This is a genomic window from Sheuella amnicola, from assembly GCF_010499255.1.
Taxonomy (GTDB): domain Bacteria; phylum Pseudomonadota; class Gammaproteobacteria; order Burkholderiales; family Burkholderiaceae_B; genus Zwartia; species Zwartia amnicola.
On the sequence record NZ_JAAGRN010000001.1, the window covers coordinates 237,493 to 253,824 of the forward strand.

15 protein-coding genes are annotated in these 16,332 nt (G+C 48.5%); 9 read left to right on the forward strand and 6 right to left on the reverse strand.

What is annotated here, in order from left to right:
- The first annotated feature begins 42 nt into the window (after positions 1-42).
- The 3 genes from G3I67_RS01150 to G3I67_RS01160 are packed head-to-tail and all read left to right on the forward strand — an operon-like array spanning position 43 to position 2,823.
- On the forward strand, positions 43-1,128 hold the full coding sequence (locus tag G3I67_RS01150; protein WP_163651128.1) for an Ldh family oxidoreductase: 1,086 nt from the start codon (positions 43-45) through the stop codon (positions 1,126-1,128).
- Positions 1,129-1,178: 50 nt separating this feature from the next.
- A complete protein-coding gene (locus tag G3I67_RS01155; RefSeq protein WP_235931595.1) occupies positions 1,179-2,216 on the forward strand; it encodes a Bug family tripartite tricarboxylate transporter substrate binding protein in 1,038 nt (345 codons plus the stop codon).
- Between the two features lie 46 nt (positions 2,217-2,262).
- Positions 2,263-2,823, forward strand: a complete 561-nt coding sequence (locus G3I67_RS01160; protein ID WP_163651129.1) for a GNAT family N-acetyltransferase — start codon at positions 2,263-2,265, stop codon at positions 2,821-2,823.
- Here the strand turns inward: G3I67_RS01160 and G3I67_RS01165 are convergent.
- Genes G3I67_RS01165 through G3I67_RS01185 form a run of 5 tightly spaced genes read right to left on the reverse strand, consistent with a single transcriptional unit; the run spans position 2,805 to position 10,047 of the window.
- The gene (locus G3I67_RS01165; protein WP_163651130.1) at positions 2,805-5,825 is read right to left on the reverse strand and encodes an MASE3 domain-containing protein; all 3,021 of its coding nucleotides are present in this window, start codon (positions 5,823-5,825) and stop codon (positions 2,805-2,807) included. The genes G3I67_RS01160 and G3I67_RS01165 overlap by 19 nt on opposite strands.
- Before the next feature lie 8 nt (positions 5,826-5,833).
- Entirely contained in the window at positions 5,834-6,988 is a 1,155-nt protein-coding gene (locus tag G3I67_RS01170; protein WP_163651131.1) for a DSD1 family PLP-dependent enzyme, read from the reverse strand.
- Between the two features lie 46 nt (positions 6,989-7,034).
- Positions 7,035-8,081, reverse strand: a complete 1,047-nt coding sequence (locus G3I67_RS01175; protein WP_163651132.1) for a phosphotransferase — start codon at positions 8,079-8,081, stop codon at positions 7,035-7,037.
- Positions 8,078-8,878 (reverse strand): SDR family NAD(P)-dependent oxidoreductase, encoded by an 801-nt coding sequence (locus tag G3I67_RS01180; protein ID WP_163651133.1) that lies wholly within the window; start codon positions 8,876-8,878, stop codon positions 8,078-8,080. The genes G3I67_RS01175 and G3I67_RS01180 overlap by 4 nt, the downstream gene beginning before the upstream one ends.
- Positions 8,875-10,047: an acyl-CoA dehydrogenase family protein gene (locus G3I67_RS01185; RefSeq protein ID WP_163651134.1), complete on the reverse strand. Its 1,173-nt coding sequence runs from the start codon at positions 10,045-10,047 to the stop codon at positions 8,875-8,877. The genes G3I67_RS01180 and G3I67_RS01185 overlap by 4 nt, the downstream gene beginning before the upstream one ends.
- Positions 10,048-10,198: 151 nt before the next feature.
- On the opposite strand from G3I67_RS01185, the gene G3I67_RS01190 reads away from it, so the two are divergent.
- The 3 genes from G3I67_RS01190 to G3I67_RS01200 are packed head-to-tail and all read left to right on the forward strand — an operon-like array spanning position 10,199 to position 12,519.
- Positions 10,199-11,062 (forward strand): PCC domain-containing protein, encoded by an 864-nt coding sequence (locus tag G3I67_RS01190; RefSeq protein ID WP_163651135.1) that lies wholly within the window; start codon positions 10,199-10,201, stop codon positions 11,060-11,062.
- A 36-nt stretch (positions 11,063-11,098) separates the two neighbouring features.
- A complete protein-coding gene (locus G3I67_RS01195) occupies positions 11,099-11,554 on the forward strand; it encodes a MaoC family dehydratase (RefSeq protein WP_235931597.1) in 456 nt (151 codons plus the stop codon).
- Between the two features lie 8 nt (positions 11,555-11,562).
- Positions 11,563-12,519, forward strand: a complete 957-nt coding sequence (locus G3I67_RS01200) for a PaaI family thioesterase (protein ID WP_163651136.1) — start codon at positions 11,563-11,565, stop codon at positions 12,517-12,519.
- A gap of 4 nt (positions 12,520-12,523) precedes the next feature.
- Here G3I67_RS01200 and G3I67_RS01205 read toward each other — a convergent pair whose 3' ends face one another.
- A complete protein-coding gene (locus G3I67_RS01205) occupies positions 12,524-13,393 on the reverse strand; it encodes a lysophospholipid acyltransferase family protein (protein ID WP_163651137.1) in 870 nt (289 codons plus the stop codon).
- Between the two features lie 99 nt (positions 13,394-13,492).
- On the opposite strand from G3I67_RS01205, the gene G3I67_RS01210 reads away from it, so the two are divergent.
- The 3 genes from G3I67_RS01210 (at position 13,493) to G3I67_RS01220 (ending at position 16,329) form a co-directional block, all read left to right on the forward strand.
- On the forward strand, positions 13,493-14,623 hold the full coding sequence (locus tag G3I67_RS01210; protein ID WP_163651423.1) for a DSD1 family PLP-dependent enzyme: 1,131 nt from the start codon (positions 13,493-13,495) through the stop codon (positions 14,621-14,623).
- Between the two features lie 127 nt (positions 14,624-14,750).
- Complete coding sequence (locus tag G3I67_RS01215) at positions 14,751-15,011, forward strand: Flp family type IVb pilin (RefSeq protein WP_311197032.1); 261 nt, start codon at positions 14,751-14,753, stop codon at positions 15,009-15,011.
- Positions 14,995-16,329 carry a hypothetical protein gene (locus G3I67_RS01220; protein WP_163651139.1) on the forward strand — a complete coding sequence of 445 codons (1,335 nt, stop codon included), beginning with the start codon at positions 14,995-14,997 and terminating at the stop codon, positions 16,327-16,329. The genes G3I67_RS01215 and G3I67_RS01220 overlap by 17 nt, the downstream gene beginning before the upstream one ends.
- The last annotated feature ends 3 nt before the right edge of the window (positions 16,330-16,332 follow it).

The following is a 16,332-nucleotide window of genomic DNA, read 5'->3' on the forward strand; positions in this document are numbered from 1 at the left end:
ACTTTGGCAAAAAACTAAAGCAACTAAACAGGACAAAGCAAAATGAGTTCTACTGCTTCAAATTCTCTATCGCGTTTCGATGCTGCTGCCTTAACGCAATTTGCTCAAGCTTTATTTCAATCCGCAGGTCTAAATGCAGAACGCGCAGAGTCGATGGCAAGACTGCTTGTTTTGACCGACATGATGGGACGTTTCACACATGGATTGGCACAGTGCAAAAACTATCTGGATCAAATTGTTCGCAAGGATATGCCAGCATCCGGTGATTACAGTGTCATTAAAGATACCGGCTCGACGATAGTCTGGGATGGCGGATACTTGCCAGGTTTGTGGTTGGTTGAAAAAGCAATGCAAATAGGTTTCGAGCGTTTACCTCAACACGGGGTGATCACATTTTCTATTCGACGCAGCCATCACATCGGTTGTCTGGCAGCATTGCTTAAGCAGGCGACCGATCGCGGGTACTACGCAATGCTTCTTTCATCGGGTCCTCACGGCAAATATGTCGCTCCTTATGGCGGGACAGAAGGATTATTCAGCCCGAATCCTATCGGCATTGGATTTCCCTCCAGTACGTTTCCCGTTTTGATCGATACGTCGGCGTCGATATCGACTGTCTCCATGACACGAGAAAAGGCGAATGCAGGTGAGCTATTCGATCATCCGTGGCTGTTGGATGCTCAGGGCAAGCCTACGCGTGACCCGAATGTGCTTGAAAAAACCGATCCTCGCGGGTCATTAATGCTCTTGGGGGGCGTGGACGCAGGGCATAAAGGTTTTGGTATGGCGCTCATGGTTGAAGCGCTCACGCAAGGGTTAAGCGGCTTTGGCCGCAAGGACGCTCCGACTAAATGGGGTGCAAGTGTCTATCTCCAGTTGATTGATCCGAACGCATTTGCAGGCCTGGATGCTTTCACCGAACAAATGGATTTTTTAATTGATGCATGTCATGCAAACAAGCCGGTTGATCCGTCTGCTCCGGTCAGATTGCCCGGCGAACAAGCCGATCGCAATATCGTTACAGCAAGATCTAAGGGTGTTCCCTTATCCGAGGTCACGATTGCATCATTGCGGCAATGCGCAAAGACATTCAACGTAAATGACAGTATTCTAAGCCGAGTTAAATAACTGAACAGGATGCGTTATCGACATCTTGTCACTCAAAGGAGACTCCGGTTATGTCATTCGCATTCATAATAAAAGATGGCATCGCAAGTGCCATGCACAAGTCTAAGCAACACCTTTTAAAGCTAATCGCATTCGTGTCGATTGCTGTTTTCTCAGTTGGTTCCGGTGTCGCTCAAGCACAGGATGCGGCTGCAAGTTATCCCAATAAGCCTATCAAGATCATTGTTCCATTCGCTGCTGGTGGAGCTTCTGATGTTTTGTCCAGAATCATCGGTAAAAAATTAGCCGAATCCTGGGGACAACCGGTTGTGGTCGAAAATAAACCTGGTGGTAACGCACAGATTGGTGCTGCAATGGTTGCCAAGTCAGATCCTGACGGCTATACCTTGCTCGTAGTCGATTTGAGTGCATTGACCCAGGCACCGACCTTGATGCCAACTCTGACTTACAACCCCGAAAAGGATCTGGTGCCTGTATCGGTGATTGCCTATTCACCTCATATACTCGTTGTTGCGAATAAATTGCCCGTCAAAACGTACGACGAGTTTGTCGCTTACGCAAAGAGCCAAAAAAATCCAGTGAATTTCGGTGCTCCTCTTGGCGCCGCCCCCCATCTTGCCGGGGTACTACTGTCTCAAAAGCAGGGCATACCTTTTAACTTCATTGGATACAAAGGTGGTGCTCAAGCCATATCCGATCTTGCCGGCGGACAGATTGACGTGACTATGAACAGTTTTCTGGCTACATACCCGATGGTCAAAAGCGGCAACTTTAAAATGATCGCAGTTGCCAGCCCGAACAGATTCGGACCGATTCCGGATACTTTGACGATTGCTGAAAAAATCCCCGGTTATGTCACCGGATCATTCCAGGGCATGATGGCTCCCGCGGCAACACCACCTGCGGTCATTGCGAAGCTTCACAACGAAATCAATAAAATCATTCGCCAGCCTGACATGCAAAAACAGTTTGCTGATCTTGGTTCCGCACCTGACACGCGATCGCCTGCCGAGTTGCGCAAATGGATGGCGGACGAAACCAAATATTGGGCAAAAGTGATTAAAGATGGTAACGTAAAACTCGACTGATTCGAGTCGATAGAAAATGATTAAAGTTGTTGTTGGATATATTTGAATGAATCAAGCCAAGACTGCAGTTATTGTTCGCGACAGTACCGAAAAGGATATTGCCACCATACAGGACATCTACCAGTATCATGTATTGAACGGTACGGCGTCCTTCGAGATCACTCCTCCGAGCATTGAGGAAATGCGCGAAAGAAGAGCTGCGGTGGTGGCTAAAAGGCTGCCTTACTTGGTTGCCGAGCTTAATGGCGAAGTTGTTGGCTATGCCTATGCCACGCCATATCGTCCAAGACCTGCCTACAGATTCACTGTCGAGGATTCTGTTTATGTGCGTCAGGGCAAGCATGGCCTAGGGATTGGTAGAGCATTATTGCAGGCTGTCATTGATCACTGTACCCGTCAAGGATATCGGCAAATGCTTGCGGTGGTTGGCGATGCCAGCCCACCTTCAGTCAAGTTGCACAAGCAGCTTGGTTTTGAACTTGCCGGTACTTTCAAAGCCTTTGGATTTAAATTTGGCGCCTGGCGAGATACTGCTATGTTGCAACGACAGCTAGGAGAGGGCGACACGACACTTGTGACAGATGACACTCAGCCCGGAAGCTTGTAACTCTTATCTTTGATCATGTGCGTCACGGCGCGCGCAACTTCCGGATCATATTTTTTACCGGATTCAGTTTGAATTTCTTCCAGCGCAACATTGAGTCCCAAGGCAGGACGATAGGGACGATGGGTTGCCATGGATTCAATTACATCTGCAACCGCAAGGATCTTGGCTTCCGGAAGTATTTCTTTGTCTTTTAGTCCTTGAGGATAGCCGCTTCCATCGATACGTTCGTGGTGCTGCCTGATGATATCCGCTACAGGTAAAGGAAAAGGGATATTTTTCAGAATCTCATATCCGGCATCGACATGTCCTTTGACAAGCTCCATTTCCAGTCGGGAAAGGCGACTGGGTTTGACGAGAATTTCAGCCGGAATGGCGATCTTACCGATGTCATGCACAAGGCCTATCAACTCGAGAGATTTTGCCCGCTCTTCGGACCACCCCATTTCAAGAGCGATGTCACGGGCAATGAGTCCGACGCGTCTCTCGTGCCCTGCTGTATATGGATCGCGCATTTCGACCATATTGGCTACAGCGCTTAGTGTTCCTTTCATCGATGCTTCAAGTTTTGCTACATAGTCATTGATTTTGTTTTGTTGTGATTTGCGCTCTGTAATGTCATCAGCCATCACAATTTGCGCTGGCATCCCATCCCAGTCAATCGTTTTGGCATGCAGTTCGAGTTCGATGATGCGGCCGCTCTTATGTTTGAACGGTACTGTGTAGGTCACGCTCGTCTGACCCTTTTCAAGAGAGTCCCAAGCTCGATGGATCATATCGATATTGGCTTGATCGGATGTCGTGAAATTCAAGACATTTTGATTATTCAAATCCTCTTTACTCCAGCCGGTGATTTCTTCGTAGCGTGGGTTGGAATAGATAAATTTACCGTCCCTTCTGACATAAATCCCTGCAACAGATTGCTCAATCATGCTGCGGAAGTGCTTTTCGCTTTCGATTAATGCCTGATCTTTTCGGCGTATTTCCGTAAAGTCGGCCCATGAGATGACGATTTCTTCTTCAATGGCTGTAATGGCGGCTTGCGCGATACGATACGTGCCATCTTTTGCCTTAAGCTTGAGTTCAGGCGAAGTATTTTCCTGAGGATGTTCGTTTAAGTTGTTGACCGTATGCGCAAAGGTTTCCGTAAAAAACTTTTTTTCCTCATCCGTCGTGCATACGCGATCAAGCCATTCATTCTCATTCTGTATTTCTTCGATTGGGTATCCCAACCATTTTTCCATCGCTTTGTTGATCTTAATGACACGATGGTCGGATTGACCGACAATCATCAAGGGAGCGGGCGTACTCTCAAAAATCTCGGTAAATCTTCTTTCCGAAATTGCAGCAGTTGTTTCAGCGGCAATTCTGAGTTGATGCGAACGCATACTGTTAAGCGCAAATGACATATCTGCAGTCATTTGCTCAAGCAGTTTTAACTGAGTTGTATTAAAGATACTCTTATCTCTTGTGTATAAAACAACTACGCCCATTAGATCTGAGCCGCTGCTTAATGGCATGAAAGCACGACTGATGATGCCCTGATCTTTCAGGTAATTGATCCAGTCATCGTGATCTTTGATTTCCGGAAGATCGAGATGTTCGACTATGCCGAATTTCAAGTTTCTTATGGCATTGCACACCGGACTTGTCGGATTGGCGAGGGAATTATTCAGGTCAGATAGATGGTCGATCGAGAACCCATGCGCATGAACGATTCTAAGTTGGCTTTGGGCCTGATCCTTGAAAGCAATAAACAAAAAAGGAAATGCATTGCCTTTAACCATTGCCTCGAAAATCGATGCAAGAAGCTCTTCCTGACTATTGCTGTGCACAATCGAGCGATTTGTTGCGCTCAGCATTTCATATAGATAAGTTAGGTCACTGATTTCTTTTATCGCATGTTCCCGTTCCGTTATGTTGCGGATAACTTGAACGCATGCCAGATGAGTACCTTCCGAAATAAAAGGTGCCACGTTGTATTCGTATATTTGATCGGCTTTGCTAAACCGAATAATTTCGGTGAAACCAACTTCACCTGTCGACATTCTTTGACAAACAGGGCATTGGGTGATGTTGATTTCCGAATCATGAAATAAAGCATGAGATGACTGATCAATAATTGAAAGGACAGGTTTGCCCACAAGTGTGCCTGCTGCCAGATTGGCTTGCAAAATCAAGCCATCGGCTGAGGTAATGATGGTTGCATCCGGAACAGAGTCAAAGGACGAACTTGATCGAGACAAAAGCGTGAAAGGTTCTTTAAGGGTTGTTTCCACAAGACCAAGATAGATAAACCAGTAGGTGCAAATCTTCAATAAATGACCAACCAGATTGGCAGTTGCATAAACACTGACATACTTGGTAAACGCGAATTCGGATCCGATGGCGGTCAGCAAGGCCAGGCAAAGATAAATGAATAGCCGTTTGGGCATTAAATCGCGCATGCGCCAGTAGGCGATCAATGTAAGAATCAGTATAAAAATAATGACATATTCGGCATAAATTTTTAGCGGCGTAAGCCCTTTGCCTTCAACGTACATTGCAGGAAACTGACCCAAATAAATCATTAGGACAAGAACGACACTAATGGAGCCCACTACAGCGTTGATTGCGCCTAGCCGAACTTTTCTGGTCAACATCCACGGCGAAACGAGAAACGCGACAGCCTGTAGCGACCTAGCTGCGATCCAGAGTTGAGTAGCTGGATTGGCATCATTTGATTGCAATAGATTCATCCCCTTGAAGATCAAGGTATGAATCAAATCTAATCCGGCACACCATCCAATGACAGTAGCGATGTAGACAACAAATGTATTTTGGATGAACGATCTGGACTGCGCCGCAACAATCATGGCCGTGAACGCGATCACGATGGACAGCATTTCGGCGATCGTATGGAAAAGCAAATAATTGATTTGCGCACCGACCAGGCACACTGCAATCATCAAGGTGAGCGGTAGCCAGACGCCGATACCGATCTTTGAACCAAGAGATTTAGTCATGATTGATCTTAAAACAACGCGCCACGTGCCGAAACAGGCCAAATTTCCTTGACCTGATCGCCACGAACGGCAATGATCCAGTCGTGAAGATTAACCGTAGGATCACAGTGGCCAGTGATCAGTTTGACTTTGTCACCCACTTTTAGTGGGGGAGTATCGGATTGTCTCTCTATGACAGTATGTTCGTCGGAAATAGACGTAACCAGCCATCCGGGCAGAACCATTTGCGGCATGCCGTGGTCAGTCGCAAAGGCTTTCAAGCCGCCATCCAAAACAGCCCGGTCACCATGGATGCTAATGACAGTACACAGGACCTGCAAAGCCGGCATTAAAACCGGCATATCCGGTGCGGTTTGGTTAGCGGCGTAATCCGTATCCATCAATACATAAGATCCTGGCTGAACCTCGGTGTATACACCGGATTCTGCTTCAATTTCAAAGGTGCCCGTCCCACCACCCGTGACCGTTTGGACTTCGATACCGGCTTGCTTTAGTGTGGAAATAACTTCTTTAACCCTAGCAACCGCCTGGCCGATCGCATTGGCGCGCTCTAGTGGTGTTCTCAAGTGTTGAGCTGATCCGCGGTAAGCGTGTAAACCGGCAAACACAAGATTGGGTTGATATTCTTGAATCGCCTTGGCCAATTCAAGAACTGTTTGTGGTGAAGTGACACCACACCTTCCGTGATAAACATCGACTTCGACATAGACATCGATCGCGACACTGTGTCGTCTCGCCGCTGCGCCTATCTGCTGAATTTGTACGATATTGTCTACGCATAAGCCCATGTGCGCGTGGGCAGCCAGTCGGGCCACACGCTCGACTTTACGAACACCGACGATTTCATTTGTGATCAGGATGTTTTTGATGCCTACTTCGATAAACGGCTCTGCCTCACTGGCTTTTTGTACGCAGATTCCAATAGCGCCCGCCTGGATTTGTCTGAGTGATATATCCGGACATTTATGAGCTTTTGCGTGAGGCCTGATATTGATGCCTGCGGTTTGAACGATGGCATGGACTTCTTCCATGTTTGACTCGAAGGCATCCAGATCGAGCACGAGAGCAGGGGTGTCAATCGCATTGACGCTCGCCCCGACTACGGCAGGCGCATCATGCCAGTTACCTAATCCTGATTCAGAAATGGAGGGACGATGTGGCATGAGCTTACTCCTGTGAGACTCTAAAATTCTTATCGATTACATAGTATCAACGCTTTGAGGACTGGTAGCGTTGGGCATATTTCCAGCCGATTTCTGCCAGTGGGCGCGCTTTGCTCCCCGTTTCAATGGCATCGCTTGCCGCCGCAGTACCATCCACTGCTCGTCGTGCGATTCCCTGGAGAATCGCAGCCATTCTGAAAAGGTTATATGCGATATAAAAATCCCAGTGCTCCAAACCACTAAATCCCGTCGCCGCTGAGTACTGTTGCACGTAGGACGACTCGGTCGGTATTCCCAGGCCTTCCAGGTCCAGTCCGCCGATCCCTCTCCACAAGCTTGCTGGAATATGCCAGCTCATGCAGTGATAGGCAAAATCGGCGAGCGGGTGTCCAAGCGTACAGAGTTCCCAGTCGAGCAATCCGATTGCCTTAGGTTCGGTTGGGTGAAACACCAGATTGTCCAGACGATAATCCCCATGCACGATCGATGTCAGCTCGCCTTCAGGAATATTTTCGGGTAGCCACTCGATCAGCGCATTAAGCGCATCGATATCTTCGGTTTTGGACTCCTGGTACTGACGGCTCCAACGGGCGATCTGCCGTGCGAAGTAATTTCCTGCACGACCAAAATCGCTTAGTCCGACCAAGGCGGGATCGATTTGATGCAGTGCGGAAATGACTCGATTCATCTCACCATAGATCTCACTTCGCTCATTACGCGTCATGCCGGGTAGTGATTGATCGACAAATACACGGCCGTCCAGAAACTCCATCAGGTAGAAGGGCGTGCCAACGACGGAGATGTCGTCACTGAATACGATCATCTTGGGGACGGGTACATCCGTATCCTGAAGTGCCTTCATGACGCGATATTCCCTATCGACCGCATGTGCGGAGGGCAAAAGCGGGCCGGGTGGCTTTTTACGAAGTACCATGCGACTCGTTCCACTCTCAAGTAGAAACGTCGGATTGGATTGCCCTCCGGTTAACGGTTCGATTCGGATATTATCCTGACCAATTAATCCCTGCGATTTCATCCAGTGCGCCAGGGTGCGCGGATCGAATCCTGCGCTATGTCCGGGTTGCAGCGTCATAAAGTACTCACCAAGTGGCCCCAATCGACAGGCAAGGCTGTGCCTGTCATAGCATGACCGGCATCCGAGGCCAAAAGAAGCAAAGGCCCATCCATGTCATCCATTTGACCAAAACGTCTGAACGGTACGCGTGACTCCAGTCTTTTGCCGGCATCGCTAGTCAAAAATTCGCTATTCAGATCTGTCATGACATATCCGGGCAAAATGGCATTGACCCGTATCCCATAACGTGCGAATTCAAGCGCAAGCGATTTGGTCATCTGTATGACGCCTGCCTTAGAGGCGGAGTAGGGACCAACAGCACCAGCAACACGTTCGCCCAGAATCGATGCAATATTGATGATGCTGCCTGGTTTTTTGTGTTTCACCAATCTGCGGGCTGCTTCAGTATCGACAAGCCAGCATCCTTTCAGGTTCGTGTCGATGACAAAATCCCAATCCGCTTCGGTTTGATCCAGCGCGGGCTTGCCGACTGTTGTTCCTGCGTTGCTGACAATGATATCGGGGGCGCCGGTCAAGGATTCGATTTGGTCGAAGCAATTTTTGACGCTCTCGGCACTAGTCACATCCATCGCAACTGCGTGGGCCATTGCACCTTGTTGCCTGATTTCGTCCACCAAAGCCTGGAGCTTGTCTACGCGACGAGCCACAGCGATGACTTGGGCGCCCGCATTAGCAAGGGTGATTGCCATATGCCGACCGATTCCGCTAGATGCTCCGGTTACCAGTGCGATTTTGCCGCTCAGGCTAAAAGCTGAAAGCTGCTTTGCAATCGAGACCTGATTTGATGCGCTCATTGACGATTCTCCGCCGCATCGACAATCTTGCGAGCCATGCTCCAGCGATGCACTTCGCTTGGACCGTCATAAATTCTGAAAGCACGCATGTCGGTGAAAATACGCATCACAATTGTTTCACCCGTCACACCCTGTCCGCCCAGAATTTGAACGCAACGATCAACAACACGCCACTCGGCTTCAGAGCAAATTACTTTGGCCCGGCTTGATTCGAAGTTGCCGTTTTGCCCCTGATCAAGCAACCATGCTGTATGCAGAATATGCAGTCTCGCTGTTTGCAGGTCCATGTCATTATCGGCAAGCATGAAACCAACTCCCTCGTGCTTTGCCAGAACACGCTTGAAGGCTTCGCGTTTGCGTGCATAGTCTATTGCGATGTCGTGGGCTCGGCGGGCTTGACCAAGCCAACGCATACAATGCGTTAGTCTAGCTGGGGCGAGCCGGACTTGAGCATATTTAAAGCCACGACCGATTTCCCCCAGCACATCTTTAGCCGGTATGCGGACATTTTTGAACTCCATGACCGCATGTCCACCCGTAAAACACGTGTCCATAGCATCCATTTGCCTGACAATGCGAATGCCTTCGCGATCCATATCGCTCAAAAACATAGTGGCTGATCCATCCTCCATTTTCGCCATGATGATGACGTAGGATGCGCCTTGCGCACCGGTGATGAACCATTTGGTTCCATTAATCACATATTCGTCCCCTTCTTTGACAGCGGTAGTCAGCATCATCGATGGATCGGCACCCGCGCCTGGATCCGGTTCAGTCATTGCGAAACATGAGCGAAATTGTCCTTGTACCTGAGGACGCAACCAGCGCTCCTTCTGTTCGGGGGTAGCAACCACCTCCATCAGATGAATGTTTCCCTCGTCAGGTGCATGGATGTTCATCGCGGTCGGCCCAAGCGTTGAATAGCCTGCCTCCTCAAAGACAATAGCTTTGTCCACATGCGAGAGACCTAACCCACCCAGCTCCTTGGAAGCATGAGGCGTGAGCAGTCCCTCGTCGCGGGCAAGCGCAACCAGTTCGTTGCGAAGTTCCTCGGTTGGACCGTGAGGCGTGAGGCGTGGATCTTTCTCGTAAGGAATGATCTTTTCCGCAATAAAACGGCGTGTACGCTCTTGAAGCTCTTTTTGGTACGGTGTGAGATTGAAATCCATAGTGTTTGTCTCGGCTGCTTGATTAGAGAATCAGATGAACTGTCTCGTGAAATGTATGATCTGAGTTATTTTTCTTATATTCTATATTTTTCTGCGTAATTGACATATTCCGCCCTCTGGCGGCTTTATAACCCTCATTTTTCATATCGGTATGCGTCGTATCCAACATCCGGGACCATCGGTCGATCCTAAATGGGAAGCTGTCTTATGCAGAACCGATTCTTTTCCCGCTGAGTTACATCCCGGCAAAAGCCTTTTGGATGCGATAAGCGGGTTGGTAGAGTCGCACGGATCGCAAAGCGCTGTTTTGAGGCTTAGAGGCGGAGTGTTGTCCCGCTTTTGCTACTACATGCCGGCGCTGTCCTCCAGGCCCGAATACGCGGTTTATTTCAGTGATCGTCATGATGTTGAAGGAGCCGTCCGCTTAGAAACCGCTTCTGTGACATTCGGCTTACGGGATGGCCAGCCATGGCTGCATTGCCACGCTATCTGGATCGAGCCGGATGGAAAACGCCGCTGCGGTCATTTAATCCCGGATATCAATTGGATCGATCGGCCTGTACACGCCGAAGTGACTTTGCTGGATGGGGCTGTTTTTACTGTTTTACCTGACCCGGAAACGAATTTTTCCCTCTTCTTGCCTCGAAACAAGCAATCCATCAATACAGATGGTCGCCATGCGTTCGCAGTTAGATTGGCGCCAAACATTGATGTTTGCCATGCAATTGAATCTATTTGTTCCGAACTGCATCTAAATGATGTCGAAATTAAGGGAGGTGTGGGCAGTATAGTCGGTGCTGTTTTTGAAGACGGTCGCAACGTGGATCCTTTTGTGACGGAAGTTTTCATTAAATCCGGACAAGTCATTAAAAAACAGAATTACGGCCATCAGGCCTTAATTGATGTCAGCATGGTTGATTACACTGGCGGTTTATCCGAGGGCAGGCTGGAAAGAGGACAAAATCCCGTATTGGTCACTTTCGAACTAGTTCTACAACCGAAATTTCAAGAATAGAAGTCAAAACGACAGCTAAAAACATCTGGGTGCAGCATGATTCAAATTAATACGGTGTCCGACATGGAAAAACATGTTGGTCAGGAACTTGGCGTCAGCGATTGGCTTTTGATCGATCAAAAACGGATTGACGAATTTGCAAGGGCAACGGGTGACGAGCATTGGATTCATGTTGATGTAGAACGTGCGGCAAAAGAGCTTCCTGATGGCAAGACCATTGCGCATGGATTTCTCACCTTGTCTTTGATCACACCATTTGCAGCACAGATCTCTCCGGTGCTTGAGCATGTCAATATATTGAACTATGGATCCGACAAAGTCAGATTCACTTCGCCGGTTAAAGCTGGGGATCGCGTCAGGATGAAGCGAACCCTCGTCAAATTCGAAAATCTTGAAAAGGGTAAGCGCCTGACTTTTGCCAACACGATCGAAATTGAGGGGCAGGAACGTCCGGCCCTTTATGCTGAAACCATATCATTGATCTTCAACTAATCACTAAAATGCAAAAGCTTGATTTAAGCCAGCACCCGATCATGAAGCATGTGCGTCACGCACTCGCACTGAATCGAACACCGGGACTACATTTTTGCGGTAACTTTTTCGGATTGATTTTTGCCGAAGTCTCGCCTACTCACTCCATCTTGCATGTTGATCCACAAGATTACAGCCGGGACAAAGACGGTCAAATGAATCTGGCAGCATTTGCCTTGGTTGCAGACATGGGACTGGCAACAGGGATTCGGACTAAACTTGATCGATCCACCAGGCTTGCCACTGTCTCGCTAAGCTTACAGTTGACTGGAGCTTTGCGAAATGGTCGTATCACCGCATCAAGTCAGTCGAATGGATTTTTGCATGACACTTTGGGCAAACAGGGACTGAGCCAAACTACAGTCACGGCGGGTGATGAGCTTTTAGCCTACGGGACTGGGGCTTTCATGGTTCTTCCCGCTCCTCCGAACGTCGTTTTACATCCGATACCCTGGATCGATCAAGCCGCGCCTCAAGACCTGGATATCGATTTGGATTCACTATCAAAGGATGAAAAGTGGATTCTCGAACATACCGAGCAATCACTGCATAAAAGCATCTCGCGTGGTGATGATTTCATCAATCATTTTCTTGGATTTCACCCGCATGCCGCCGACAGAAGTGCCTATTGCGAACTAGCCAATGGACCGCATATTTCCAATCGGGTTGGTCATGTTCAGGGCGGGATTACGTTAGGGCTCGCGATGACAACCGCTAATGCAGCGCTGTCTGAACAATGGATCTTGACGGGCGTGACAGCCAGTTACATCAGCCCTGGCGAAGGCACAACCATTTCGGCCAGATCGACTGTCATTCACAGAGGTCGAATGACTGCAGTCATCCGAACTGAAGTGCTCAGCAGTAATGGACGTCAGGTGCTTGAGGTGATGACCACGCATGCAAGACGTTCAACAGCTGAACACTAGCAGATCAATCGGGTCGCTTATCTTTAGGTTGCCTGTAGCGGTTATAGCCCCAGAGATATTGATCCGGCATTTGACGGATCATCTCTTCCATTTCTCGATTGATGATGGTTGCGGACTCGACCTCATCATCGGGTAATGGCTCGGTCATTTCCTTGTACAGAATGGTATAGCCTTTGCCGATTGGTTCGCGACGGGCTCCCATGATGAATATCGTCGCACCCGATAATTTTTGCAATCTATTCACAAGAGTCATCGTATAGGCAGGGCGACCAAAAAAGGGAGCCCAGACGCCTTCACCTTTGACAGGGACTTGATCCGGCAAAATTCCGACTGTTTGGCCTCGCAAGAGCGTTTTTACCAATGCCCGAACGCCTTGTACGTTTGCAGGTGCCATCTTGAGTTGTTTTCTCGATCGCATTTCAATGATCCAATCCTGCAACCATGCCATACGAGGTGGGCGAAATAGCACCGTGGATTGATGTCTGCTGCTGTATATCGGACCAAGTAACTCAAAGCAGCCGGCGTGTGGAGAGAGCAGAATGACGCCTTTTCCTTTCGCGAGCGCAACTTCGAATGGTTTCCAATCATGGCAATGCACTTTCGTGTTCAGAAGTACAGAATCACGCTTGACCCACCAGTAAGGCATTTCGAGAAATAGTTGTCCAACGCTAAGCATCGCTGAGCGAACAAGGTTGCGATCGCTTCCGGGAAAAGCTTGTTGCAAGTTTGCCTGAGCCATGCGCTTGTAACTTCCGGGTAATATCCAGACTAACCAACCGCATAATTTTCCAATGTGCTGGACAAAGGTCAACGGCAGAAAAGCGACGCACTTGAAAACGGCACTGGCAAAAATCGGACCAAATTTATTTAACATAGGGCTCAGGTTATTCTAAAGTCCGCATAAATATGCAAAAGATCATAAATTACGCGCATTTTAAGCCCCAATTCCAACTTTAATTGATTCGCCTTGAAAATGAACACACAGGACATCATCACTCCCGCTGCGCTGATAGATTTGCCGTGCATGCAGCGAAATATTGATCGGATGCAAAAGCGCATTAACGAGCTTGGTCCAAAATTTCGTCCCCACGTGAAAACATCCAAGTGCATCGAAGTGACGCGCATGCAGATCGAAGCGGGCGCGCAGGGCGTTACTGTATCGACGATTAAAGAAGCAGAACAGTTTTTTGAAGCCGGAATAAAGGACATTGTTTACGCGGTCGGAATCGTTCCGGTAAAACTTCCTCAAGTCCATCAGTTAATCAAACGAGGTTGTCATCTCAAAATACTGACAGATAGCGTTGCGTCTGCATTGGCAATATCCAAGTATGGTCTGGAGCATGGTTTGACATTCGATGTACTGATCGAAATCGACACGGATGATCACCGCTCTGGTATCAAACCTGAATCTGACTTGCTGTTGGAAGTTGCGCGTTCACTTGCCTTGCCGGGGGCACGAATTGCCGGGGTGTTGACACACGCCGGATCCAGTTACGACCTGAATACACCCAAAGCCCTTGCCGCCATGGCTGAGCAGGAGCGATCAGGTTGTGTCATGGCTGCAACGCGCTTGCGTGAAGCGGGATTCGCGTGTCCCATCGTTAGTGTCGGATCCACTCCGACAGCCTTATCCGCCATATCGTTAGAGGGGGTTACCGAGGTTCGGGCAGGTGTTTATGTATTTTTTGATCTTGTGATGCATAACGTAGGCGTCTGCAGAATGGATGAAATTGCCCTCAGCGTTCTGACCACTGTGATTGGCCATCAGGAGGAAAAGGGATGGATCATTACCGATTCAGGTTGGATGGCGATGAGTCGTGATCGTGGCACTCAAAAACAAAGTCAGGATTTCGGCTATGGCCAAGTTTGCCTGGCGGATGGCTCTCCGCTTCCGGGTTATTGCGTCACGGGAGCCAATCAGGAGCATGGAATTATTTCATCGGCAGTGGATTCCGATATCAATGTAGTCACAAAGTTCCCGGTCGGTTCGCAGTTGCGAATATTGCCTAATCATGCTTGTGCCACTGGCGCTCAATTTCCCGAATATCACGCTGTTGATGCCAACGGTCAAGCTGAGATTTGGAGTCGCTTTTATGGCTGGTAGTCACGTGACAATCATGCCCAGTGTGATTATTGCGAATTGCCCGCACTTTGAGTGACTTTCATACTTGCTCCCTTTTTAGGGGATCAAGATGTTTACACGCACATGCATTAATACACCGCTTCGACAGATTTCGGCACGCACCAGACAATTAGGACAGGGCATGACCGAATACATCATTATCGTTGCATTGGTCTCGGTTGCAGCGATTGCGGTGTATCAGTTCTTCGGTCAAGTTTTGCGTTCACAGACTGCAGCTATGGCAAAAGAGCTTGCGGGAGAAGACGGAACCGCTCAAGCCCGTAACGCAAAAAAGGCTTCAGACGGAGCTGCTAAAGAAACCACGAATAAATCGCTTAAGTCCTTTACAGGCAATGCGGCTGCCCGTTAATCCGCAGGCGCAGACTGGGCAAGCACTTTTACTTGGATTGGTCTTGCTTGGTGCATGTGTGATTGCGCTGATGACAAGTTGGAATATCGGCCAACTTGTCCATGACAAGTATTCATTGAAAAGAGCGGCAGATGCCTCTGCTTACAGCGCAGCATTGGTGCAAGCTCGCGCTTTGAACTTTCACGCATACCTGAATAGAGCTCAGATCGCGCATCTGGTTGCAATGAAACATTTGGTGGTGTTGGCATCAGCCGAGAAATTCAGGGCAACACAAGCAAACCGATCCATGCAACGCAATCCGCCCGCACTGCTAATCAGTGCGTTGTTTGGACCTCAATACGGCATGGCCTATAAGGCGTCACAAGTTGGTGGGCCAACAGCCGAGCCCGGATTGAAACTATTGGAAACCGCTTTTCAACGGCATGATGACACGGTCAGACAATTCATCGAAAGGTCTAGACTCGATCAAATCAAACATATTGAAGTGATGAGAAAAAGTAGCCTCGAAAGTATTTTATTGAGCAACATCGGAGATAACGGCTCATCGATGAAAGGAACATCTCTGTCCAGTCTGGGGATCTTGGTTCGGACCACGCGAGATGATCTTGGTCAACGGGTCAAGGCATTCACGACTAAGAACAATGATTGGCAGAGCATGCTGAAACAGTCGTTCGAGCCATATCGTTATTTGAGTGAGCGTGATTTCATTCACAGAAGCTACTGGGCGATCAACATTCGTTGTCCTCACCGTCAAAACGAATTAAGACGCCGCGGATCGGTGTCATATAACGCAAATGGTGACTGGGAATCGAACGATTCACTTTCTTACCATGCTATCAGATTCAATAAGCTCATTGGCTGTTATCACCGCGAATATCCGATGGGCTGGGCTCGACTGACAGCAGGCAAGCGCGAAGATATGTATCCAGATGAAAGCATTCATCATCCCAGAAATTTTTCTCAACAACCGTTCTGGCGCTGGGTGAGTTCTAGCGGAATCACCAACTGGAATATTTTTTCCGGCTCGAATAATTACCTGGCAAAAGGCTGGGCGTACATGGACACGATTCGCTGGAAGAGTAGGGGGTCGAGACATTTTGCCTCGATGACGGGAGATTTTTCCAAACCTATCAAGTTTGGAATTGAAGTCAAACAAAACGCCGAATTCTTAAGATCCAAATATCCGATCAAGGAGATAAAAGCGATCAGTGTTGCCGAAACATATTACGCGCGACCTGAAACAAGACCAGATGGATACGATGAGTTACCCAATTTATTCAACCCATATTGGCAAGCACGATTAACGAACGAGGAATAATCC

Bases quoted from the DNA above. Each gene is read 5' to 3' on its own strand.
- G3I67_RS01190 (WP_163651135.1), top strand. From the start codon at position 10,199: ATGCGTCGTATCCAACATCCGGGACCATCGGTCGATCCTAAATGGGAA.
- G3I67_RS01210 (WP_163651423.1), top strand. From the start codon at position 13,493: ATGAACACACAGGACATCATCACTCCCGCTGCGCTGATAGATTTGCCG.
- G3I67_RS01220 (WP_163651139.1), top strand. From the start codon at position 14,995: ATGCGGCTGCCCGTTAATCCGCAGGCGCAGACTGGGCAAGCACTTTTA.
- G3I67_RS01165 (WP_163651130.1), bottom strand. From the start codon at position 5,825: ATGACTAAATCTCTTGGTTCAAAGATCGGTATCGGCGTCTGGCTACCG.
- G3I67_RS01155 (WP_235931595.1), top strand. From the start codon at position 1,179: ATGTCATTCGCATTCATAATAAAAGATGGCATCGCAAGTGCCATGCAC.
- G3I67_RS01160 (WP_163651129.1), top strand. From the start codon at position 2,263: ATGAATCAAGCCAAGACTGCAGTTATTGTTCGCGACAGTACCGAAAAG.
- G3I67_RS01150 (WP_163651128.1), top strand. From the start codon at position 43: ATGAGTTCTACTGCTTCAAATTCTCTATCGCGTTTCGATGCTGCTGCC.
- G3I67_RS01170 (WP_163651131.1), bottom strand. From the start codon at position 6,988: ATGCCACATCGTCCCTCCATTTCTGAATCAGGATTAGGTAACTGGCAT.
- G3I67_RS01200 (WP_163651136.1), top strand. From the start codon at position 11,563: ATGCAAAAGCTTGATTTAAGCCAGCACCCGATCATGAAGCATGTGCGT.
- G3I67_RS01175 (WP_163651132.1), bottom strand. From the start codon at position 8,081: ATGACGCTGCAACCCGGACATAGCGCAGGATTCGATCCGCGCACCCTG.
- G3I67_RS01180 (WP_163651133.1), bottom strand. From the start codon at position 8,878: ATGAGCGCATCAAATCAGGTCTCGATTGCAAAGCAGCTTTCAGCTTTT.
- G3I67_RS01195 (WP_235931597.1), top strand. From the start codon at position 11,099: ATGATTCAAATTAATACGGTGTCCGACATGGAAAAACATGTTGGTCAG.
- G3I67_RS01185 (WP_163651134.1), bottom strand. From the start codon at position 10,047: ATGGATTTCAATCTCACACCGTACCAAAAAGAGCTTCAAGAGCGTACA.
- G3I67_RS01205 (WP_163651137.1), bottom strand. From the start codon at position 13,393: ATGTTAAATAAATTTGGTCCGATTTTTGCCAGTGCCGTTTTCAAGTGC.